At 47.9% G+C, this 16,729-nt stretch carries 18 protein-coding genes; 6 read left to right on the forward strand and 12 right to left on the reverse strand.

Annotated elements, in window-relative coordinates; translation table 11 throughout:
* Positions 1-19 precede the first annotated feature (19 nt).
* Genes A3842_RS14655 through A3842_RS14665 form a run of 3 tightly spaced genes read right to left on the reverse strand, consistent with a single transcriptional unit; the run spans position 20 to position 2,428 of the window.
* On the reverse strand, positions 20-1,051 hold the full coding sequence (locus tag A3842_RS14655; protein ID WP_074101892.1) for a sensor histidine kinase: 1,032 nt from the start codon (positions 1,049-1,051) through the stop codon (positions 20-22).
* The gene (locus A3842_RS14660; protein WP_074101893.1) at positions 1,048-1,752 is read right to left on the reverse strand and encodes a response regulator transcription factor; all 705 of its coding nucleotides are present in this window, start codon (positions 1,750-1,752) and stop codon (positions 1,048-1,050) included. Before A3842_RS14660 ends, A3842_RS14655 begins: the two co-directional genes overlap by 4 nt.
* Positions 1,724-2,428, reverse strand: coding sequence for a 4'-phosphopantetheinyl transferase family protein (locus A3842_RS14665; RefSeq protein ID WP_178382357.1), 705 nt, complete (start codon positions 2,426-2,428; stop codon positions 1,724-1,726). Before A3842_RS14665 ends, A3842_RS14660 begins: the two co-directional genes overlap by 29 nt.
* A gap of 336 nt (positions 2,429-2,764) precedes the next feature.
* Here A3842_RS14665 and A3842_RS14670 point away from each other — a divergent pair, with 336 nt between their 5' ends.
* Positions 2,765-3,106, forward strand: a complete 342-nt coding sequence (locus tag A3842_RS14670; protein ID WP_074084430.1) for a ribosomal protein L7/L12 — start codon at positions 2,765-2,767, stop codon at positions 3,104-3,106.
* Positions 3,107-3,261: 155 nt separating this feature from the next.
* On the opposite strand, the gene A3842_RS14675 is transcribed toward A3842_RS14670, so the two are convergent.
* The 3 genes from A3842_RS14675 to A3842_RS14685 are packed head-to-tail and all read right to left on the reverse strand — an operon-like array spanning position 3,262 to position 5,139.
* The gene (locus A3842_RS14675; protein ID WP_074101895.1) at positions 3,262-3,900 is read right to left on the reverse strand and encodes an ABC-2 transporter permease; all 639 of its coding nucleotides are present in this window, start codon (positions 3,898-3,900) and stop codon (positions 3,262-3,264) included.
* The gene (locus A3842_RS14680; RefSeq protein WP_074101896.1) at positions 3,893-4,762 is read right to left on the reverse strand and encodes an ABC transporter ATP-binding protein; all 870 of its coding nucleotides are present in this window, start codon (positions 4,760-4,762) and stop codon (positions 3,893-3,895) included. The genes A3842_RS14675 and A3842_RS14680 overlap by 8 nt, the downstream gene beginning before the upstream one ends.
* A complete protein-coding gene (locus tag A3842_RS14685; RefSeq protein ID WP_074084433.1) occupies positions 4,759-5,139 on the reverse strand; it encodes a GntR family transcriptional regulator in 381 nt (126 codons plus the stop codon). Before A3842_RS14685 ends, A3842_RS14680 begins: the two co-directional genes overlap by 4 nt.
* Positions 5,140-5,357: 218 nt before the next feature.
* On the opposite strand from A3842_RS14685, the gene A3842_RS14690 reads away from it, so the two are divergent.
* Together A3842_RS14690 and A3842_RS14695 are read left to right on the forward strand one after the other, a co-directional pair.
* Positions 5,358-6,791, forward strand: coding sequence for a hypothetical protein (locus tag A3842_RS14690; protein WP_074101897.1), 1,434 nt, complete (start codon positions 5,358-5,360; stop codon positions 6,789-6,791).
* A gap of 204 nt (positions 6,792-6,995) precedes the next feature.
* Positions 6,996-7,856 (forward strand): AraC family transcriptional regulator, encoded by an 861-nt coding sequence (locus A3842_RS14695; RefSeq protein WP_074101898.1) that lies wholly within the window; start codon positions 6,996-6,998, stop codon positions 7,854-7,856.
* A gap of 12 nt (positions 7,857-7,868) precedes the next feature.
* Here A3842_RS14695 and A3842_RS14700 read toward each other — a convergent pair whose 3' ends face one another.
* The 4 genes from A3842_RS14700 to A3842_RS14715 form a co-directional block, all read right to left on the reverse strand.
* A complete protein-coding gene (locus A3842_RS14700) occupies positions 7,869-8,483 on the reverse strand; it encodes a DedA family protein (protein ID WP_074101899.1) in 615 nt (204 codons plus the stop codon).
* A gap of 49 nt (positions 8,484-8,532) precedes the next feature.
* Entirely contained in the window at positions 8,533-9,948 is a 1,416-nt protein-coding gene (locus A3842_RS14705; RefSeq protein WP_074101900.1) for a HAMP domain-containing sensor histidine kinase, read from the reverse strand.
* A complete protein-coding gene (locus A3842_RS14710) occupies positions 9,945-10,616 on the reverse strand; it encodes a response regulator transcription factor (RefSeq protein ID WP_074084438.1) in 672 nt (223 codons plus the stop codon). Before A3842_RS14710 ends, A3842_RS14705 begins: the two co-directional genes overlap by 4 nt.
* A gap of 431 nt (positions 10,617-11,047) precedes the next feature.
* Positions 11,048-11,614, reverse strand: a complete 567-nt coding sequence (locus tag A3842_RS14715) for a GrpB family protein (RefSeq protein WP_256701701.1) — start codon at positions 11,612-11,614, stop codon at positions 11,048-11,050.
* 164 nt (positions 11,615-11,778) lie between these two features.
* On the opposite strand from A3842_RS14715, the gene A3842_RS32545 reads away from it, so the two are divergent.
* From A3842_RS32545 to A3842_RS14725, 3 genes are all read left to right on the forward strand, one after another.
* Positions 11,779-11,949, forward strand: coding sequence for a hypothetical protein (locus A3842_RS32545; protein WP_167374780.1), 171 nt, complete (start codon positions 11,779-11,781; stop codon positions 11,947-11,949).
* Positions 11,950-12,271: 322 nt separating this feature from the next.
* On the forward strand, positions 12,272-13,060 hold the full coding sequence (locus A3842_RS14720; protein ID WP_074101901.1) for a GNAT family N-acetyltransferase: 789 nt from the start codon (positions 12,272-12,274) through the stop codon (positions 13,058-13,060).
* 190 nt (positions 13,061-13,250) lie between these two features.
* Positions 13,251-13,604, forward strand: a complete 354-nt coding sequence (locus A3842_RS14725; protein ID WP_074084440.1) for a DUF4190 domain-containing protein — start codon at positions 13,251-13,253, stop codon at positions 13,602-13,604.
* A 103-nt stretch (positions 13,605-13,707) separates the two neighbouring features.
* Here the strand turns inward: A3842_RS14725 and A3842_RS14730 are convergent, their stop codons facing one another.
* Positions 13,708-14,916 carry a response regulator gene (locus A3842_RS14730; RefSeq protein ID WP_074101902.1) on the reverse strand — a complete coding sequence of 403 codons (1,209 nt, stop codon included), beginning with the start codon at positions 14,914-14,916 and terminating at the stop codon, positions 13,708-13,710.
* The gene (locus A3842_RS14735; RefSeq protein WP_074101903.1) at positions 14,913-16,679 is read right to left on the reverse strand and encodes a cache domain-containing sensor histidine kinase; all 1,767 of its coding nucleotides are present in this window, start codon (positions 16,677-16,679) and stop codon (positions 14,913-14,915) included. The genes A3842_RS14730 and A3842_RS14735 overlap by 4 nt, the downstream gene beginning before the upstream one ends.
* Positions 16,680-16,729: the final 50 nt, after the last annotated feature.

Below are 16,729 nucleotides of genomic sequence, written 5' to 3' on the forward strand. Positions count from 1 at the left end.
GGGAGCAGTATCCATCCATTTAAGTTACGCTGTCTTTCAATTTTGAAAGGTAAGCAATCTGTACCTCTGTGCCCTGATTTACTTCTGAGGAAATGGTGAGGTGATGACCCAGCTTCCGGGCAATTTCCGAGCAGACATAGAGGCCAATACCTGTCGCCTGATGGTGGGTACGGCCGTTTTTCCCGGTAAAAAAGGGCTGGAACACCCGCTGTAAATCCACTTTTTCGATGCCAATGCCTTCATCCCGGATGGACAGCACCACCTGATCGCCACTCTGCTTAATATGGAAGTGGATGGATTTCGCCTCTTCTCCCGCATCCGAATATTTGATCGCATTGGTGACGATTTGCTCCAGCATCGCGTGATTCCATTTGCTGTCCGTCATGACGATTACGTTCTCCTCTTCGCATTCGATCACCGGATAGACATTGTTATAGATGTATTGGTTCCGCTTGCTGTTGATCAGGGCTCTGAGCGATTCCAGCAGATGGATGGGTTCCGGGTTATAATCACGGGTGAAATGCTCCAGCCGGAAGAATTTCAGCATCTGGTTCAGCATGCTCAGGATTTTGTCCTTCTCTTCTCCGATATGCTGCAAGGCAAGGGCGTGGCCGGTAGTGTTCATATTGTAATTCTGCAAGATGAGGTCGATGACCGACAGCGGGGTTTTTAGATTATGTATCCACTGCGATATGAATTTGTGAGTACTGTCAGCCTGGGCTTTGATCTCATAAATCTGGTCCTGGTAGGTGTGGTGAATGCGGTGAATCATCGAAATGATGGACTGCTGTTCACAGGAAAAGCCTTTTTCTTCAATCTCAACATTCTCTGATAGCCTCTGGATCTCCCGACGGGTGGAGACATATTTGATGAAGCGGAAGCACATGAATAAGATATAGACATACACACTGATGCTGAGCAGGTACAGAAGCTGGATATTGCCGCTAATATAATGATTGCAGTATACACTCACCAGAAGATGGCTGATAAAATAGACAAGCGTGAACGAAAAATGATCTCGCAAAAAATCCCGAAACAGCTTGATACTCACTGGCGTGCCCCTCCTGCCATAGCCGAATCAAAGATATAGCCCACGCCTCTTTTTACCTTGATAACATCCTGAAAGCCCAGATTGGCCAGTTTGCTCTTCACCCGGGTGACATTCACAGTGAGCGTATTATCCACAACGAAATGCACATCGTCCCACAGCTCCTCCAGCAGCTCTTCCCTGCTGACGATCGTATCCTGCTTATCCATCAGCTTCTTCAGCAGCTTGTACTCATTCTTGCTTAACTCTTCAACCATACCATTGCAGGAAATGCTGAAATTGCGGTCATCCAAATGTATCGGCAGCGGTTCTTTCTCCGGTTCCGGCTTGGCTGCATATTCCCCGTAATTCCGGCGCAAAATCGCCATAATCTTGGCCAGCAGCACCTGAATGTTCAGCGGCTTGACGATAAAATCATCCGCACCCAGCTCCATGCTCAGCACCTGGCTAGACTCTTCATCTCTGGCGGAGATCACAATGATCGGCACCGTGGTCTTTCTTCTGAATACCCGGCAATAGTAGAATCCGTCATAGTACGGTAAATTCAGGTCAAGCAGCACCAGATGCGGCAGTTCCTGCTCAAAGATCTGCTCGACTTGCAAAAAATCCGCAACCTCCACTACTTCATAGCTGTACTTGCGCAGAATATCGGTGATCAAGGTTCTGATTTTGCTGTCATCCTCGACGATCATAATCTTGAACAATTCCGTCACCTCCGGGCATTAGCGCCTCCAACTGCTGCATCAGCCGGGTCTCTCCCATCTCAGTCATCGCTTTGGAAGGAAGCACGATGGTAAAGACATATGTACTTCGAAGCACAGTTATGGCCTTATATGAAGGGAAGTTTTTAAATTGGGTGATGACATTTTGTTCTTTCCATACGCATCCCTTAACTTCAAACAGCTCGGTAGGGACTGTAAAACCGGTCTGAATCACTTTGGACATCGCTTCCTTTACTGTCCAGAGCAAAGTCAGGAAAACGGGAGCCTGTATTCCAAGTCCATGCAGCAGGAATTGCTCCTCCTTGGATGTAATTCTCGCTATGGCATCCATGGCCTTCTCATCTATGAGCTCCATATCAACACCCAATAAAAGCCGGGGGTCATAATCAATTGCCGCGCCCATGGTATCGCAATGGGTAATGGTGATCTTCCGGTCACTTCCACGTATAAATGGCTGACCCATGACTCCATGATCAATGACTATATCATTTAGATCATCATCGGCACGAGCCACTGCCATTTTACAAGCCAGCTTACTGAGGAGATAGCTATTACGTCTTCGCTGGTATTGGAAGCTGTTGTATTGATCCTTTTCCACCTTGCTCAGATAATCCAGTGGTCCATCCTCTGGAGGCACGGAAACCACACTAATATTCAACCCATATATGCCTTCCGGACCTTCTAGTTTAAGCTCCGCTTTCCTTACAATCCTGGTGAGAAAAAGCTTGTATTGCTTTTCAAAAGTTGCATACAGCATATCTGTGCCCCTATTCTTGTTCTCAAGTACTTTTCGATTTTTTTACCAGAATATCCCGTTTGAATCTACTAAATTATCATCTACCCTCTTCTGAAATGTCAATGAATGTTTATGCTGTATAATGTTGAATTCCGGCACAAAAAAGCCTGCAATTATTTAATTGCAGACTGAATATCGTTATACATGTCGGGTATTGTGTAATATAGAATATACCAATGATCACAGGAGGTTATATCCTTGCCAACTACAGATTGGATCCCGGTCGCCGCACTTACTCTCTCGATATTATTGATGTTCAGAGTAATGACCCTTAGTAGGAGGGTTAAAGATTTGCAATCACAGCTGGATCGGATCGATAACCGCTCAGGAATGGGAGGAAGTATGTTCAAACCAAATATGGAAACACCCACACCGCTGTATGTACAGAACATGGAATTTGCTCCGGACCTGGAGAGAAGGCTGCATCTGCTGCTGGCTGAAGGTAAGAAAATCCAGGCGATCAAGGTGCTTCGTGAAGCGAGGAATTTATCGCTGAAGGATGCCAAGGATTACGTTGACCATATGGACCAGGGCAGGTAATCCTTTGTAAATAGTACTTTCCGGCCATAGCCTTGCTTAACCAATGAAGACAAGAACCGGCTGCGCGAATCCCTAAAGGGACTGTGCAGCCGGTTCTACGTTAACGTATATAGTTATCGGGGCCTTATCCAGCGCGCCGGGGGCATATTAGCGCGTTAGATGTCTTTCATAACGAAAATCCGCAGCGAAATCAGATAAGAACAATACAGCAGAAATATGTAAGCCACACCGCCTATAGCCCACAATAAGATATGGCTTGAGGTTTGCGGGTGGATCCAATCGAGCAGAGCCGGAAACCGCTTTGCCAAATGAGAAGTAGCAGTGATATTCAACATGATCAGCATGATAAAGGCAAAATTTACGATCTGCATCCCTTTTTGTCCCAGCCAGAAGTACAGCGGTAAATAAAAGGCTGCAAGTACCGGGAAGGTTGCAATGGTCAATAGTAACTCTCTCCAGGCAACCGGTTCACTAATCTGCCCGGATAAAACCCCGGCGAGGTAGAGCAGCAGCGTGCAGATCAGACTGATGATAGCATACGGGAGCAGACTTAAATATTTGGCCAGTACCAGCTGATGGCGGGGCACCGGAAGACTGATCTGAAACCGCTGGTTGTTATCCAGCACGTCCATAGCGCAGGCATTCAACAATATCAGCATTGCCGGAAGCAGGGCAAATACCGCGTAGGCATCAATATTCGTAAAACCCATAATGATATAGTATGGAATCAGCAGCAACAAAAACTTGCGGACCAGGAAGAAATCCTTACGGATCAAATAAATGGAGTTACGCATGTGCTTCACTTCCTTTTACGGTAAAATACATGATTTCCTCCAGCGTAGGGATCTCACAGATGGCGGTATCCTTGAAGTAGCGTTCGCCTTCCGCACGGTTGCCGATCAGTCCTTCGAAGCCTACAGCAGTCTCACGAATACCAATGAACCAGCGCCGGACGTCCCGATCAAGCAGTTCCCTCCCGCCTTTGACCAGCAGATATTTCTCTGTAAGAGATTCCTTCATCTCGTTGAAAACCAGCCGTCCGTCATTGATGAACACAATATAATCGGCAATGCGGTCCAGATCCATTGTGTTATGTGTGGAGAAGAGAATGGACTTCTTCTCATCCTGGATGTGTTCACTAAGCAGCTCCAGCAGTTCTCTGCGGAATATCGGGTCGAGCCCCGAAGTAGGCTCATCCATAATCAGCAGATCCGCATCGTGGGACAGGGCAATGGCAAGTGAGAACTTGATTTTCATCCCTTTGGACAGATCCTTGATCTTCTTATCCTGCGGGAGCTTGAATCTCTCCTGGTACTTCTGGTATATATCCTCATTCCAGCGGCTGTAGAACGGAGCAATGATCCTCTTCATTTGATTAACAGTAAGACGTTCGTAATAAATATTTTCATCGGATACATAGCCGATCCGGTCCTTGATAGCCGCCTGATGAAGCAGATGGTTCTGCCCGAATAGCTGAATTTCACCCTGATCCGGATAGACCATCCCCATGATCATTTGGATCAGGCTTGTTTTACCCGCCCCATTCGGGCCGATCAGCCCTGTGATATACCCTTCCTTAATGCCGACCGTAATATCACGCAGTTCAAACCGGTCATAGCTTTTGCTTAAGCCTTCCAGCTGAATGACCTCACTCATTCTTTCTCCTCCTCATAGAGCAGTTTCAGCATCTCCGCAAGTTCCTTATATTCCATTCCCAAAAGCCTGCTCTCGTCAATAAGCTCTTTCAGCTTGCCTTCCATAATCCGCAGCCGCTGCTCCCGGATGAACTCCTGATCTGCCCCGGATACAAATGAACCCTTCCCGACGATAGAATTAATCAGACCCTCCCGCTCCAGCTCCTCATAAGCCCGTTTCGTGGTGATCACGCTGATCTGCAGCTCTTTGGCTAGCTGGCGGATGGATGGCAGCGGCATCCCGGTAACCAGTTCACCCTGAAGAATCAGCTGGCGGACCTGACCCGCTATCTGGGCATAAATCGGCTCGCCGGATGTACTCGATATCAATATGTTCATGTTGCAGCATCAGCACCCTCTGTAATTACTGTAATTATTGTATATGTGTAATATATACACTATTTGTTTGCTTGTCAAGATTCTCTCTATGCATTAAAGCATGAGGTATCCTGATACCTCTTTATGGGAAAAGGTATGAATATGAGTTTTTATCAAGCTTTTAACTGTTCACTAACGATTGGAAATTATAGTAGATCTAAAAGGGGTTAATCCTTCCAATGCGCACAAAATGGTTCAAGCTAGGCTACGGGACTCTGATTGTTGTCTTCATTCTGCTGTTGATGCCCAAATATTCTTACAATGACCCTGACACGTTCTGGCATATTGAACTCGGCCGTTACATGATTGCCCACCACACCGTGCTGCATCATGCCATCCATACCTTTTACAATGACAAGCTGCCCTATATTCCCCATGAGTTCGGATTTCAGCTTCTTATTGCTCCCTTGTACCAGGCATTCGGGTGGCCGGGAATCTACCTGTTGACTGCCATTTGCCTCTTCTGGCTTATTATGGGACTGCTCCGTTTAGGGAAGGTTTCGCGCAAAGAACTGGGCCTGCCTGAGGAGCATCCGCTCCTCCTGCCTTTTGTGCTGCTGATCACCAGCTGGATCTATTACAACTATTTCAAAGGGCGGCCGCAGATGATCTCTTCCGGGATGATTGTGTGGTTCTTCGTGTATCTGCGGGAATTCCAGCTGAAGACAAGTCTTAAATATGCCACTGCGATGTTGCTCCTCTCCTGCGCAATAGCTAATATTCACACCGGAGTATGGCTGGTGATTGCAGTGTTTACGGGCATGGCTGTGCTGGAATCATTGCTGGAGAAAAAACTAAATTTACGCCGTGCCGCAGTATTCATACTGGTCTGGCTCTCCGGACTTTTGAATCCGGCTGGTGCAAAGAGCTTGCTATATATCTTCACCGTAACCCATAATCACTTCAACATGCTCATCAACGAGTGGCAGCCGATCCAGTTCAACCGAATTGAGAATCTGCCTATTTTGCTGCTGCTGTTGTTTTTTGCGGTAACCCTTCCTTTTTCACTCTACAAAAAGCCCTTCCGCTTCTTCCTGATGGCTGGCATTCTCTATTTGGGGGTAACCAATTTCAAGCAAAACCTGTTTATGTGGTTGTTTATTCCTTATTTCGCAGGCGTTTTCTTCGAAGTGGTACCGTATTTCCGTAGCCTGTCCCTGCGTCTTGGCCGGGGGACTCTGATGTTTGCACTTACAGTAGGCCTGTCCCTTAATATCGTCTGTATTTTCACCGTACCGCCGGCTATCGATGCCAGAGCTTATCCCGTGAAAGAAATGGACTATGTCCTGGAACATGCGGCACAGGGCGTCCGGCCTAGGGTGCTCTCCAGCTATGGATCATCCGGTTATGTCATGTACCGCGGTGGTGACGTGCTCTGTGACGGAAGGCAGGACCCTTTTATCACCAAAGCCTCTGCCGGGCCGATGGGCTGGACCGCTTTTGAGCGTTCCATGTACGGTTTCTCGGAATACCTTCCCGATATTGTGAAGTTCGACCATCCCGACTTTTTAATCGTCAAAAACAACAGCTCCACGCGGCTTTATCAGGACTGGGTTAAAACCTTTGGAACACCGGTCTTCAAAGGAGACTATGGCAGCGTATTTTCGTTATGAGAGGTTGCAGAAAGCACCTCCTCCGGTTCCATGCTAAACAGGCATAATCCGCTTCAAATAGAGGGAATATACCTGTTACTTTATTATCCATTGGCAGCTCACGTAGGAACACCAATTGTTATATGGACAAATGTTGCAAATAGAACAAACCTGTTGTAGCCTGACAATAGTGCGTCTCATTCATTACATAAAGGTGGACCGGCCATGATTCCTGAGCATTATTCCTTTACCGCCGGCTTTAATCTGCTCCCCGAGGAGCAGGACCTTGCCGTTCTGTTCAGCGGTGAAGGCCAGCCATATCCCGGTCATAAAATCGGACCATCCGTTCATGATTATTATCTGATCCATACGGTGCTGGAGGGTGAGGGCTGCTTTCAGAGCAGCACTGTTTCTCAGCAGTGCAGGAGCGGAGACACCTTCGTAATCTTTCCCGGCTCCCTCTTCAGCTATCAGGCGGATGATCGTAACCCGTGGCATTATGCCTGGGTTGCGCTCCAAGGCACCGGTGTATCCGGGCTTCTGTCCGATATCGGCATTACAAAGGAGCGGCCGCTGCTGCATACAGAGAATACCCTGGAGCTGCATAGCTTGTACGAACAAATCCGTCTGTGCTTCCGGCAGTCTGCTTATCCGCGTCTGGAAAGTCTGGAGGCCTCTGGATGGACGCGGCTCCTGCTTCACCATTTCGGACAGGACAACCTGGCCATCCTGCCTGCCAGGCCTAAGGAAATGCCGGAAATCATCGACCGGCAGATTGACCAGGCCATCCGCTGGATCTCCCTGCAGTTCCATCAACAGATCAGCATTGACCATATGGCCGCTACGCTCGGTTACCACCGTGCGCATCTGTCCAAGGCTTTTAAGCAGAAAACAGGCCTCTCCCCCAAGCAGTATCTGCTAAAGATGCGGATGGACAAAGCCAAAGGTCTGCTTGCCGGCCCCCTCACCATTGATCAGGTAGCTTCGTCTGTCGGCTTCAACGATGCACTGTATTTCTCCAGGCAATTCCGCAAATTCAGCGGTATGTCACCCAGTGAATACCGCTCAATGCTGCGGCAGGAATAGACGGCGCACCTGTTAAGCCGTGTGTTCTTTTCTCCGGCGCACCAGCCAGAGAACGATAAGAATAACAACGGCACCGCAAATGATATAACTCACAGGACGCATGTACTCCTCAACGACTGTCCAATGGTCTCCAAGGCGATATCCCAGATATACCAGAGCGATATTCCAGGGCAAGGAACCCAGAGCTGTAAAAAAAACAAATTTCCCGGGTTTCATCCCGGCAATTCCAGCGGGTAAAGAAATGAAGGTCCGAATAAAAGGCAGCATCCGGGTGAAGAACACCGTACTTTCACCGTAACGGTCGAACCAGCGCTGGGACTGCTCCAGGTGGCGTGAATTAAAGAGAATATATTTACCATACTTTTCCAACAACCTTCTGCCTCCATGTGCCCCCACATAAAATGCGGCTATAGAGCCAACGAGATTGCCGAGCACTCCCGCGGCCACCACCTCCGGAAAAGACAACGCTCCTCTGGCAATCAGCAGTCCGCCGCTAAGCATAATGACCTCGCTGGGAATGGGAATACAGGCGCTCTCCAGCACCATCCCAATCCAGATTCCCCAGATTCCCAGCGTATTTACAAGATTCAGAGCGGCATCCGTTATCGCGTTCAGTAATTGGTGCATGCTATCCCTCCTTATCTTACCTTATTGCTCTTATCACACTTCAGAACCATTAATGGTTCTGAAGCTCCTCTACAACGGGAAAAGACAGCGTGACTGCCGTTCCCTGTCCGGGTATGCTGGAGAGCGTTATGCTGCCGCTGTATCTAGCGACCAATCGTTCTGCAATGGCGAGCCCCAGGCCGCTTCCGCCTTGTTCCCGGCTTCTTGACTTGTCCACGCGATAGAACCGCTGAAACAATAGGGGCAAGTCCTCCTCCGGCACTCCAATACCACAGTCCTCTACACTGATGTGAAGCCGGGACTCCTGCACAGCTCCATTTATCGTAATGGTCCGTGTAGCCCCCGAATATTTAACAGCATTATCCAATAGAATAAGCAAAATCTGCTCCAGATGATTCGGCACGATATGGATTACCGCACCGTCTATGTCATCGAGATTCTGAGTGAAATGGAAATCGGGATGCAGCAAAGCAAAGTTCCGCAGGGTGTATTGAAGGGTATCATTGGCTATGCAAGGAAAGTCGTATAGCTCCCTGCTCTTCTCTTCTGCCCGTGTAAGCTCCAGTAATTCATTGACAATCCCTTTCAGGCGGCCCAGCTCCTGCACCGATACATTCAGCGATTCTTCAAGAATCATCGGATCATGTTTACCCCAACGGCTAAGCAATGAAATATGCCCTTCAATGATAGAAATCGGTGTCCGTAATTCATGGGAAGCATCTTCAACGAACTGCTTTTGGCTATAAAAGGAAGTTTCGAGCTGATCCATCAGATCATTAAAAACCCTGGCAAGCTGAGCCAGCTCATCATTGCTGCCCGAGATGCGTACCCTCTCCTGCAGCCCTTTTTGCTTAATGCTGGTCATGGTGTCTCTTAACGATTGAATGGGCCGCAGGAGCTGACGGGACAAAAAAACTCCCCCTATCCCGCTGATGACGATAGCACCCAGCCAGCCGGCGATCATAACACCCAGCAGCATATCACTTAGCTGATCAGAGCTTTCCAGGTTGTTCACAATTTCTATAGTTCCGTTAAACTTGGAGGTTCGCAGCGGACTTCTGACGATCAGAAGATGTTCTTCTTCATGCCAGATACTGTCCGTGGTTGTCTTCGTTGATACTTGCGGTTTCACCCATTCCTCCGGCAGTTGGGCAGATGCGGTTAATACCGGTTTACCGCGAGCATCCAGAATACGGATCAGCTGATGGCTCCCGTTGATGCTCTCAATAAAAGAATGGCTGCCGGCGATTCCTTCAGCCGTTTCGTTCTCTGCCCGGAAGTACCCTTGAATCTCCTCTATATTCTTGTGGAGGGCAATCTGCTCCTGATGCAACATCCAGCGGTTAATCACAAAATATTGCACCCCGTTGTAACTCAGAAACAGTACACACAGCAAAATAGAGGACCAAATGGCCAGCATCCAGCGGATGGACAACCGCGACAGCAGTGTGGTGACTCTTCTCATTTACGGATCACATATCCCAGACCGCGCAGAGTCTGTACAACACTGGGTTGTCCAGGTGAGTCGATTTTCCCTCTCAAATAGCTGATGTACACATCTACCACCTTCATTTCTACATCCGTTTCATAGCCCCATACTGCCTCCATCAGCTTCTCCCGGGTCATGACCCGGCCCATGTTCTGCATCAACACCAGCAGGATATCGAATTCGCGCTTGGTGAGCTCAAGGGTCTCCCCGGCTTTGGTAAGGGTCCGGCCCAGCGCGTCGAGCTGAAGATCCTGGCATACCAGCAGATGCCCTTCCAATAGAGTGCCCGCTCTTCGTAGTAACGATCTCATACGTGCGAGTAGCTCCTCAATCGCAAAAGGTTTGGCGATATAATCATCGGCACCACTGTCCAGCCCGTTGATTTTATCGGACAATCCGTCCCGGGCTGTAATGATAATGACCGGAGTCTGCTTCACCTTGCGGATGCGCCGGCAGACCTCAATTCCGTTAAGGCCCGGCAGCATCAGGTCCAGCAATATTAAATCCCAGTTTTCTTCCTCTGCCAGCTTCAGACCGTTAATCCCATCCTGCGCCCGGGTAACCGAATAAGATACATGCTGCAGCTCCAGTTCAATGAAGCGGGCCAGATTCTTCTCATCTTCAATCAATAGTATTCTGTTCATATGTGATCCTCTCCACGTGAAGCCATTCATTCATTCCTTCACTTCTATACAGGTACAACTAAGTGTACCTCTGCTTTCTTAAAGAATCATTAATTTATGAATGGTGTTCCTGATCAATTGTCACTTCACCTGTTCCAACTCTGATAAAGCTGTCCCAAAATGACCCTACCCTATCATTAAGCGAGTTTCAGGCGATTAAAAACGGAGGAATGGGCAGATTTACGCATAACAAAAAGGAGCATTGGGGGAAATGCTCCTTTTTGTCTTACATCTTCAAGTTGGTTGCTGTGATCGCTGGGCCCAGTTAGAATCCCAAACTTATATCTATAATTTACCATCAAAATTACATAAATACAAGTATTTCCTTTCTATTCCATGGAAAAACATTTCATCAGGAGTACGGGGCGTTTATTTGGATCTCTACATCATAGCTACGGAGTCAATTGTGTGTGATGTTCCTGTGTAGCTGCCTCATAACCGGCCCTTTGCAAAATAGAATGGACCACAGCCGTCTTCCCTTCGCAGTAAGCATCGATATCATATCGGAACTGCTCGGCCAGACTCAGCTTCACTTGTTCATATTCCCGTGCGGCTGATGGGTTGACCCGTAGATATTCGCGTAAAATAATATGCTCCAGATGCCCTTTACCGTCCTTTGGACACACGTACAGATGATATTTCATGAACCCGTCTTCCTGCTCCCGATTGAATGCTTCCCTGCCTTCGATACCGAGATTGCCTTGATGAACATATCCATATTGACTTAACCGCTCAACGATCTTCGGGAAAACCTCATAACTCTCCATCACCAAATCTATATCAATGATGGGTTTGGCTGATAATCCTTCAACAGAAGTGCTGCCGACATGTTCAATAGCTAGGATAAGATCACCAGTTATTTCATGCAGCCATTCGCGCAATCTGCCGAACTCACTCTTCCATTCGGGATCATAAGGAACCACTTCAACAACCTTAGTTTTTTTAGCGATGCTCTTCACCCCCTATACGTTTCTTAATAGACCAGCATTGTATGGCACAACTATTATAGCAGGATCTGTCAATTATGAACTCAAATTACTTTTTGCCCTATGATGGATAAGATACTGGGATAAAATACAAAACACCGCCTCATACTAAGCTTGGAGAGATGGAGGTGAACGTCATGCCCAAAAACAGTGCCGATCCCAAACACGACCGCGCCAATAACCGTGCGGATAAGAAAAACAATCAGCAGAATCACGATCATCTCACCGAGGAGCCTCAAATGGTTAGCAACAATAAAGCTGCCGATTATGTGCCAAGCTTAAATGGTGTTACCAAAAATGAAACTTAGTTGACGGAAAGGCTGCACCTCGTTGCTCTTGGACGAAAGTGCAGTCTTTTCATGTAACCATGTGGAATGGACTGCACATAAGCCAATCATGTCAAAAACCAGACGATACCTGAGCCCACCCGGGAGAATTTGCATGGATGGTCTGGCCTTTTTATTCAGCTTTCGTCCTGGTAGGTCGGTTGCGTTACTCCTATTCGTGCTTCGACTGTACGGGGATTGAATCACATCAGGGAATATTCTTGAGGTCAAATGGAGGATTTTATAGTAATATAGAAGAAATGCCCGATTCTGGATTCTCAAACCGGACAGGAGGTGAACACAAATGATCCAGTACGACAGGATTATGGAGAAGCTGCGCATGAATCCGCTAAAAAATGTCACCTTGCTAAAAATGCTCACTGCACACCACCAAGTGATGGACAGTTATCTTATCGAACAGGAGAACAATTGGGGGATTCTGCTGCTGCTGCCGGCTAACGCTTTCTCATATGATCTCAGAGCTTATCCCAATGCCAACACCATCGTGCTCTTGGATTACAGCAGCCCGGAACTGATCCCGGCATTAATTGACCAGTTGCCCAAGGATGCCCGGCTTGTCTTCAAGCTTCAGGATGAGTATAGCGTACTTGCATTTTCTGAACACTATCCGCTCTATAAAACCCGCTGTTTTTACTCCTACAGCACAGCATCCGCTCATTCCTTTGCCGAGGACAGGGATACGGTGCTCAGTGAACTGCCGGATGAAAGACTATATCCGTTGTGGGCGGCAAATGGCTATTCCAGTGACGAAATCGGGCATTATTTTGCGGATGGTGCCTTTTCCGTATCTCTTTTTGAAGGCGAAATTCCGCTGAGTACCTGCTTTGTTTTCCGTAATGAAGAACAGATCTGGGAAATCGGGGGTGTGCATACCGTTGAAGAAGGAAGGAAAAAGGGATTGGCGAAGCGTGTGGTCCGCACAGCACTATTCCATACCCTGCAAAGAGGTTATATTCCCAGATACCAGGTTCAGGATAATAATGTTCCTTCCATTCGACTGGCAGAGTCTTTAGGTCTGCCGCTTGCGGTGAAGCTTACACACTGGATCAACTACATAGAACAGCCGATATAAATAAATACAAGTGGAAACGGCTTCGCCGTCCTTTTGAGGACGGTATCCGTTTCAGCGAGAAATAGAAGGATAATTTATCGCGTGAAACATAAAAATTCTTATCTTTGAACAAAGAGCACATCTCCGGTTGGAAAATATTATATAATACACTGGAGCCATGGTTCACAAAACACATAAAAGGAGCTATCACATGAGTTATCAACCCCCGCCATTTGGAAATCAGGAATATTACACACAGCCACCCGCGCCCGCCAAAACAAACGGTAAATCCGTTGCCGCCCTGGTGCTGGGAATTTTATCGATCGTATCTCCTTATATTGGTCTGATCTTTGGGATTATTGCCATTATTCTCTCCGCGATTTCGCTCAAAGAGATCCGCAACCGTAATGAACAAGGCAAAGGGATGGCTATTGCCGGGCTGGTCTGCGGAATTGTTGGCACTATTATTTATGCGGTTATTATTGCTATCGTCGTTGTTGCAATTATTTTCTTTAATGACTATGATGGCGGCATTAATTCGTTCAACAGCTTCAACAACATCTAACCTGCCCTATAAATCCTTATATTTTGAACATAAAAAGGAAGCAGACACCGGTTTCGAAACCTGGTATCTACTTCCTTTTTATGTTGCAGTATAGGCGGGGTGATTATTGCGGCGGCGTTCCTTTGCTCATCAGAATATTGATATTCTGCTGCTGGCGATACTCGGTAGGGGTTAACTGGTACCGTTTGCGGAACATCTGGGTGAAATGCTTCATGTCCTGATACCCCACACGCTCGGCGATCTCAGCCAGTTTCAATTTCGGATTAAGCAATAACAGCTTGGCCTGCTCCAGCCGCAGCGAAGTAACATACTCTTTGTAGCCCTGCCCGGTTTTTTGCTTGAACAGCTGACTGAAATAGGCCGGATTCAGGAAAACTACCGAAGCCATTTTTTCCAAGGACAAGTCTTCATAGAAATGCTCCTTAATATAATGCAGCGCCACATCTATCGCCTTCTCCCCACTCCCCTTCATCGGTTCGAGCTCTAGTGCCTGTGACGCCGAGGCTTCTCTCATCCGTTTGACGACCTGCGGAACAGTATTGAAATCATAACTGAGGCCGGAGTGTATCATTTGAAAAGGGATCTTTAAATAGTGTGTGAGATGCTCCTTGACTTCATCCTGAAACTGCTGAATCGTGGCATCCTCCCGCAGGGTAATGAGTCCAAGCAGACTCTGGCGGTCATAGCTGACAACAAAGCCTCGCCCGTGCAGCTCAATAAGCTCAGACAGCACATTCTCGACAATGAAGTGCTCCAGCCGTATGCTTCTGTCCTCCGCATCCAGCTGCACCATCACCATATAGAAATGCTTATAATCTTCGATGAAGGGCTCAATGTCCAAATTACCGATATCGAGTCCTGAGGCTAAACGCTGAAAGACGCCTTCCCTCAGAAACCGCAGGCTCGCTTTCAGCCGCTCTCCCTGCCGGGAAATATCATTGTCCTGCTCAATTTCAACAGTGAGATTAGTGATGATTTCCAGCAGCTTGCTCTTGCCGATGGGCTTAAGCAGATAATCCCTCGCCCCAAGTCGTACCGCCTCCTGGGCATAGGAGAACTCACTGTGCGCCGAGATCACGACCCATTTTACATAAGGGTACCGGCGCTTGGAGATCTTCATGAATTCAAGTCCGCTCATCCCTGGCATCAAAATATCCGTCAGAACGATGTGAATCCGCTGCTCTTCCATAATCTTGACGGCGTCTTCCGCCTTAGCCGCCACAAATACCTGATGATCCGGACTGATCTGTCCGATGGTTCGCATGATGCCTTCGCGGATTACTCTTTCATCATCGGCTACAAGAATATTCACGTGATGTTGTCTCCTTCCAACCTAATCGGCAGCACAATGGCAACCTGTGTCCCTTCTCCGGGAAAGCTCTGAATGTGCAGGCCATATTCCTCTCCGAACATATGCTGCAGGCGGCGGTGCAGATTCTGCAGTCCAATCCCGCCTTTGCCGCCTTCTTTGGGCCTATCCCCGTTCAGGGACTGAAGCAGGCGCTCCAGCTGACCGGCATTCATTCCATTGCCATTGTCCTCCACAATCAATTGCAGAATAGAACCCTCTTCGCGTGTGTACACCTTCAGAGTACCTTGGCGGCTCAGAGATTCGAGTCCATGCTTGACGGCGTTCTCAATAACAGGCTGCACCGTCATCTTCGGAACACGGATGTTCAGCCAGCGCTCGTCGATATCCATAATAATCTGCAGTCTCCCTTCCAAGCGGATGGAAATGATCTTCAGATAATGACCAATCTGCTCCAGCTCTTCACGCAGGGTAACCTCGGCGGCATCCTCCCACTGGCTGCTGTACCGGAACATGGATGACAGGGACAGCACCAGCTCGCCCAGTTGCTCATTTCCCTCTTCATCCAGCATCCAGTAGATCATGTCCAGTGTATTGTAGAGGAAATGCGGATTGACCTGGGACTGCAGGGCATGCAGCTCTGCATTTTTTTCACTGACAGAAGACAGTTTCACGCGTTCAATCAGCTCTTCAATCCGCCGGACCATCCGGTTAAAGGAAGCTACGAGGATATTAATCTCCTGGTAGGAGGACACATTGACCATTCCCCGGAAGTTCCCGACCTCCACCTGCCTCATTTCGCGGATCAGCTTTTTTAACGGTGAGGAGATCGTCTGAGACACAATAGATGCAATTAATGTCGAAACGATAATCAGAATCGAGATGACAATCAGCAAATAGCGCTTCATTTCTTTCAATTCCACATTGAGATCCTTATCCGGTGTAATACTCATTACCCACCACCCGGAAAAAGACAGCTTGGAGGCCACCACGAGACGTCCCGCTTCCTGCCGGACACTCTGATTCTGGAAACTCTGCAAGGAAGGCAGCGTCCCCATCACTGGAGCCGGGTCTGTTGCTGAGGTCACAAACCGCCCATCCTCTGACATCAAGTACACCTGGCTGTGCGCGCCCAGCTTGAGGTTCTCCAGAGCGTCAAGAACCGGCTGGGGATTCGTCTCGTAGAGAACAATACCGATCGGCTTGTGCTCATTCAGATCATAGATTTGCCGGCCAAAAGCAAACACCGGGCTATCCTCCACCTGGTCGATTAACGAATGCTGATATACGCCGAGCCAGACCATTTTACCGGAAGAGGCTTGAAGCTGTTTGTACCAATTCTGACTGTGGTATTTCGGATCGACGACATTCATATAGTTCCCGTAATTATAAATCTTGCCCTTGTCTGTAATGACATGAATGCCTACCAGATCATCCCGCGAATAAAATATGGAACCGATAATATTGGTGATGGTCTGCTCATTAATGTAGGCTACCGCCGGCTCATCTGTTGTTTCATTAATCAATCGAATCATCTCGAAGTTGTTGCTGAGTGATTTGGACAGAGAATCGTACCCTTTGTAGAGCAGGCTGAACAGCCCGGCGGTCTGGGAGACGTTCTTTTGCGACAAATCACTGATCTTCTCATGCAATTGCACGGTAGTCCGGTTATAGTACAGAAGGCTGACAATAAGCAGAATACTGGACATGCAAAAAAGAAACAGCAAGAACAACCGATGATGGATGGAATGAAAGCCGCTTTTCATAGGACTCTCTCCTTTCAACACCTTGCCCTGCCGTTTCCTATTATAAATCT

Origin of the sequence: Paenibacillus sp. P3E (assembly GCF_001909045.1) — a bacterium.
In the GTDB taxonomy this organism is placed as follows: Bacteria; Bacillota; Bacilli; order Paenibacillales; family Paenibacillaceae; genus Paenibacillus_AQ; species Paenibacillus_AQ helianthi.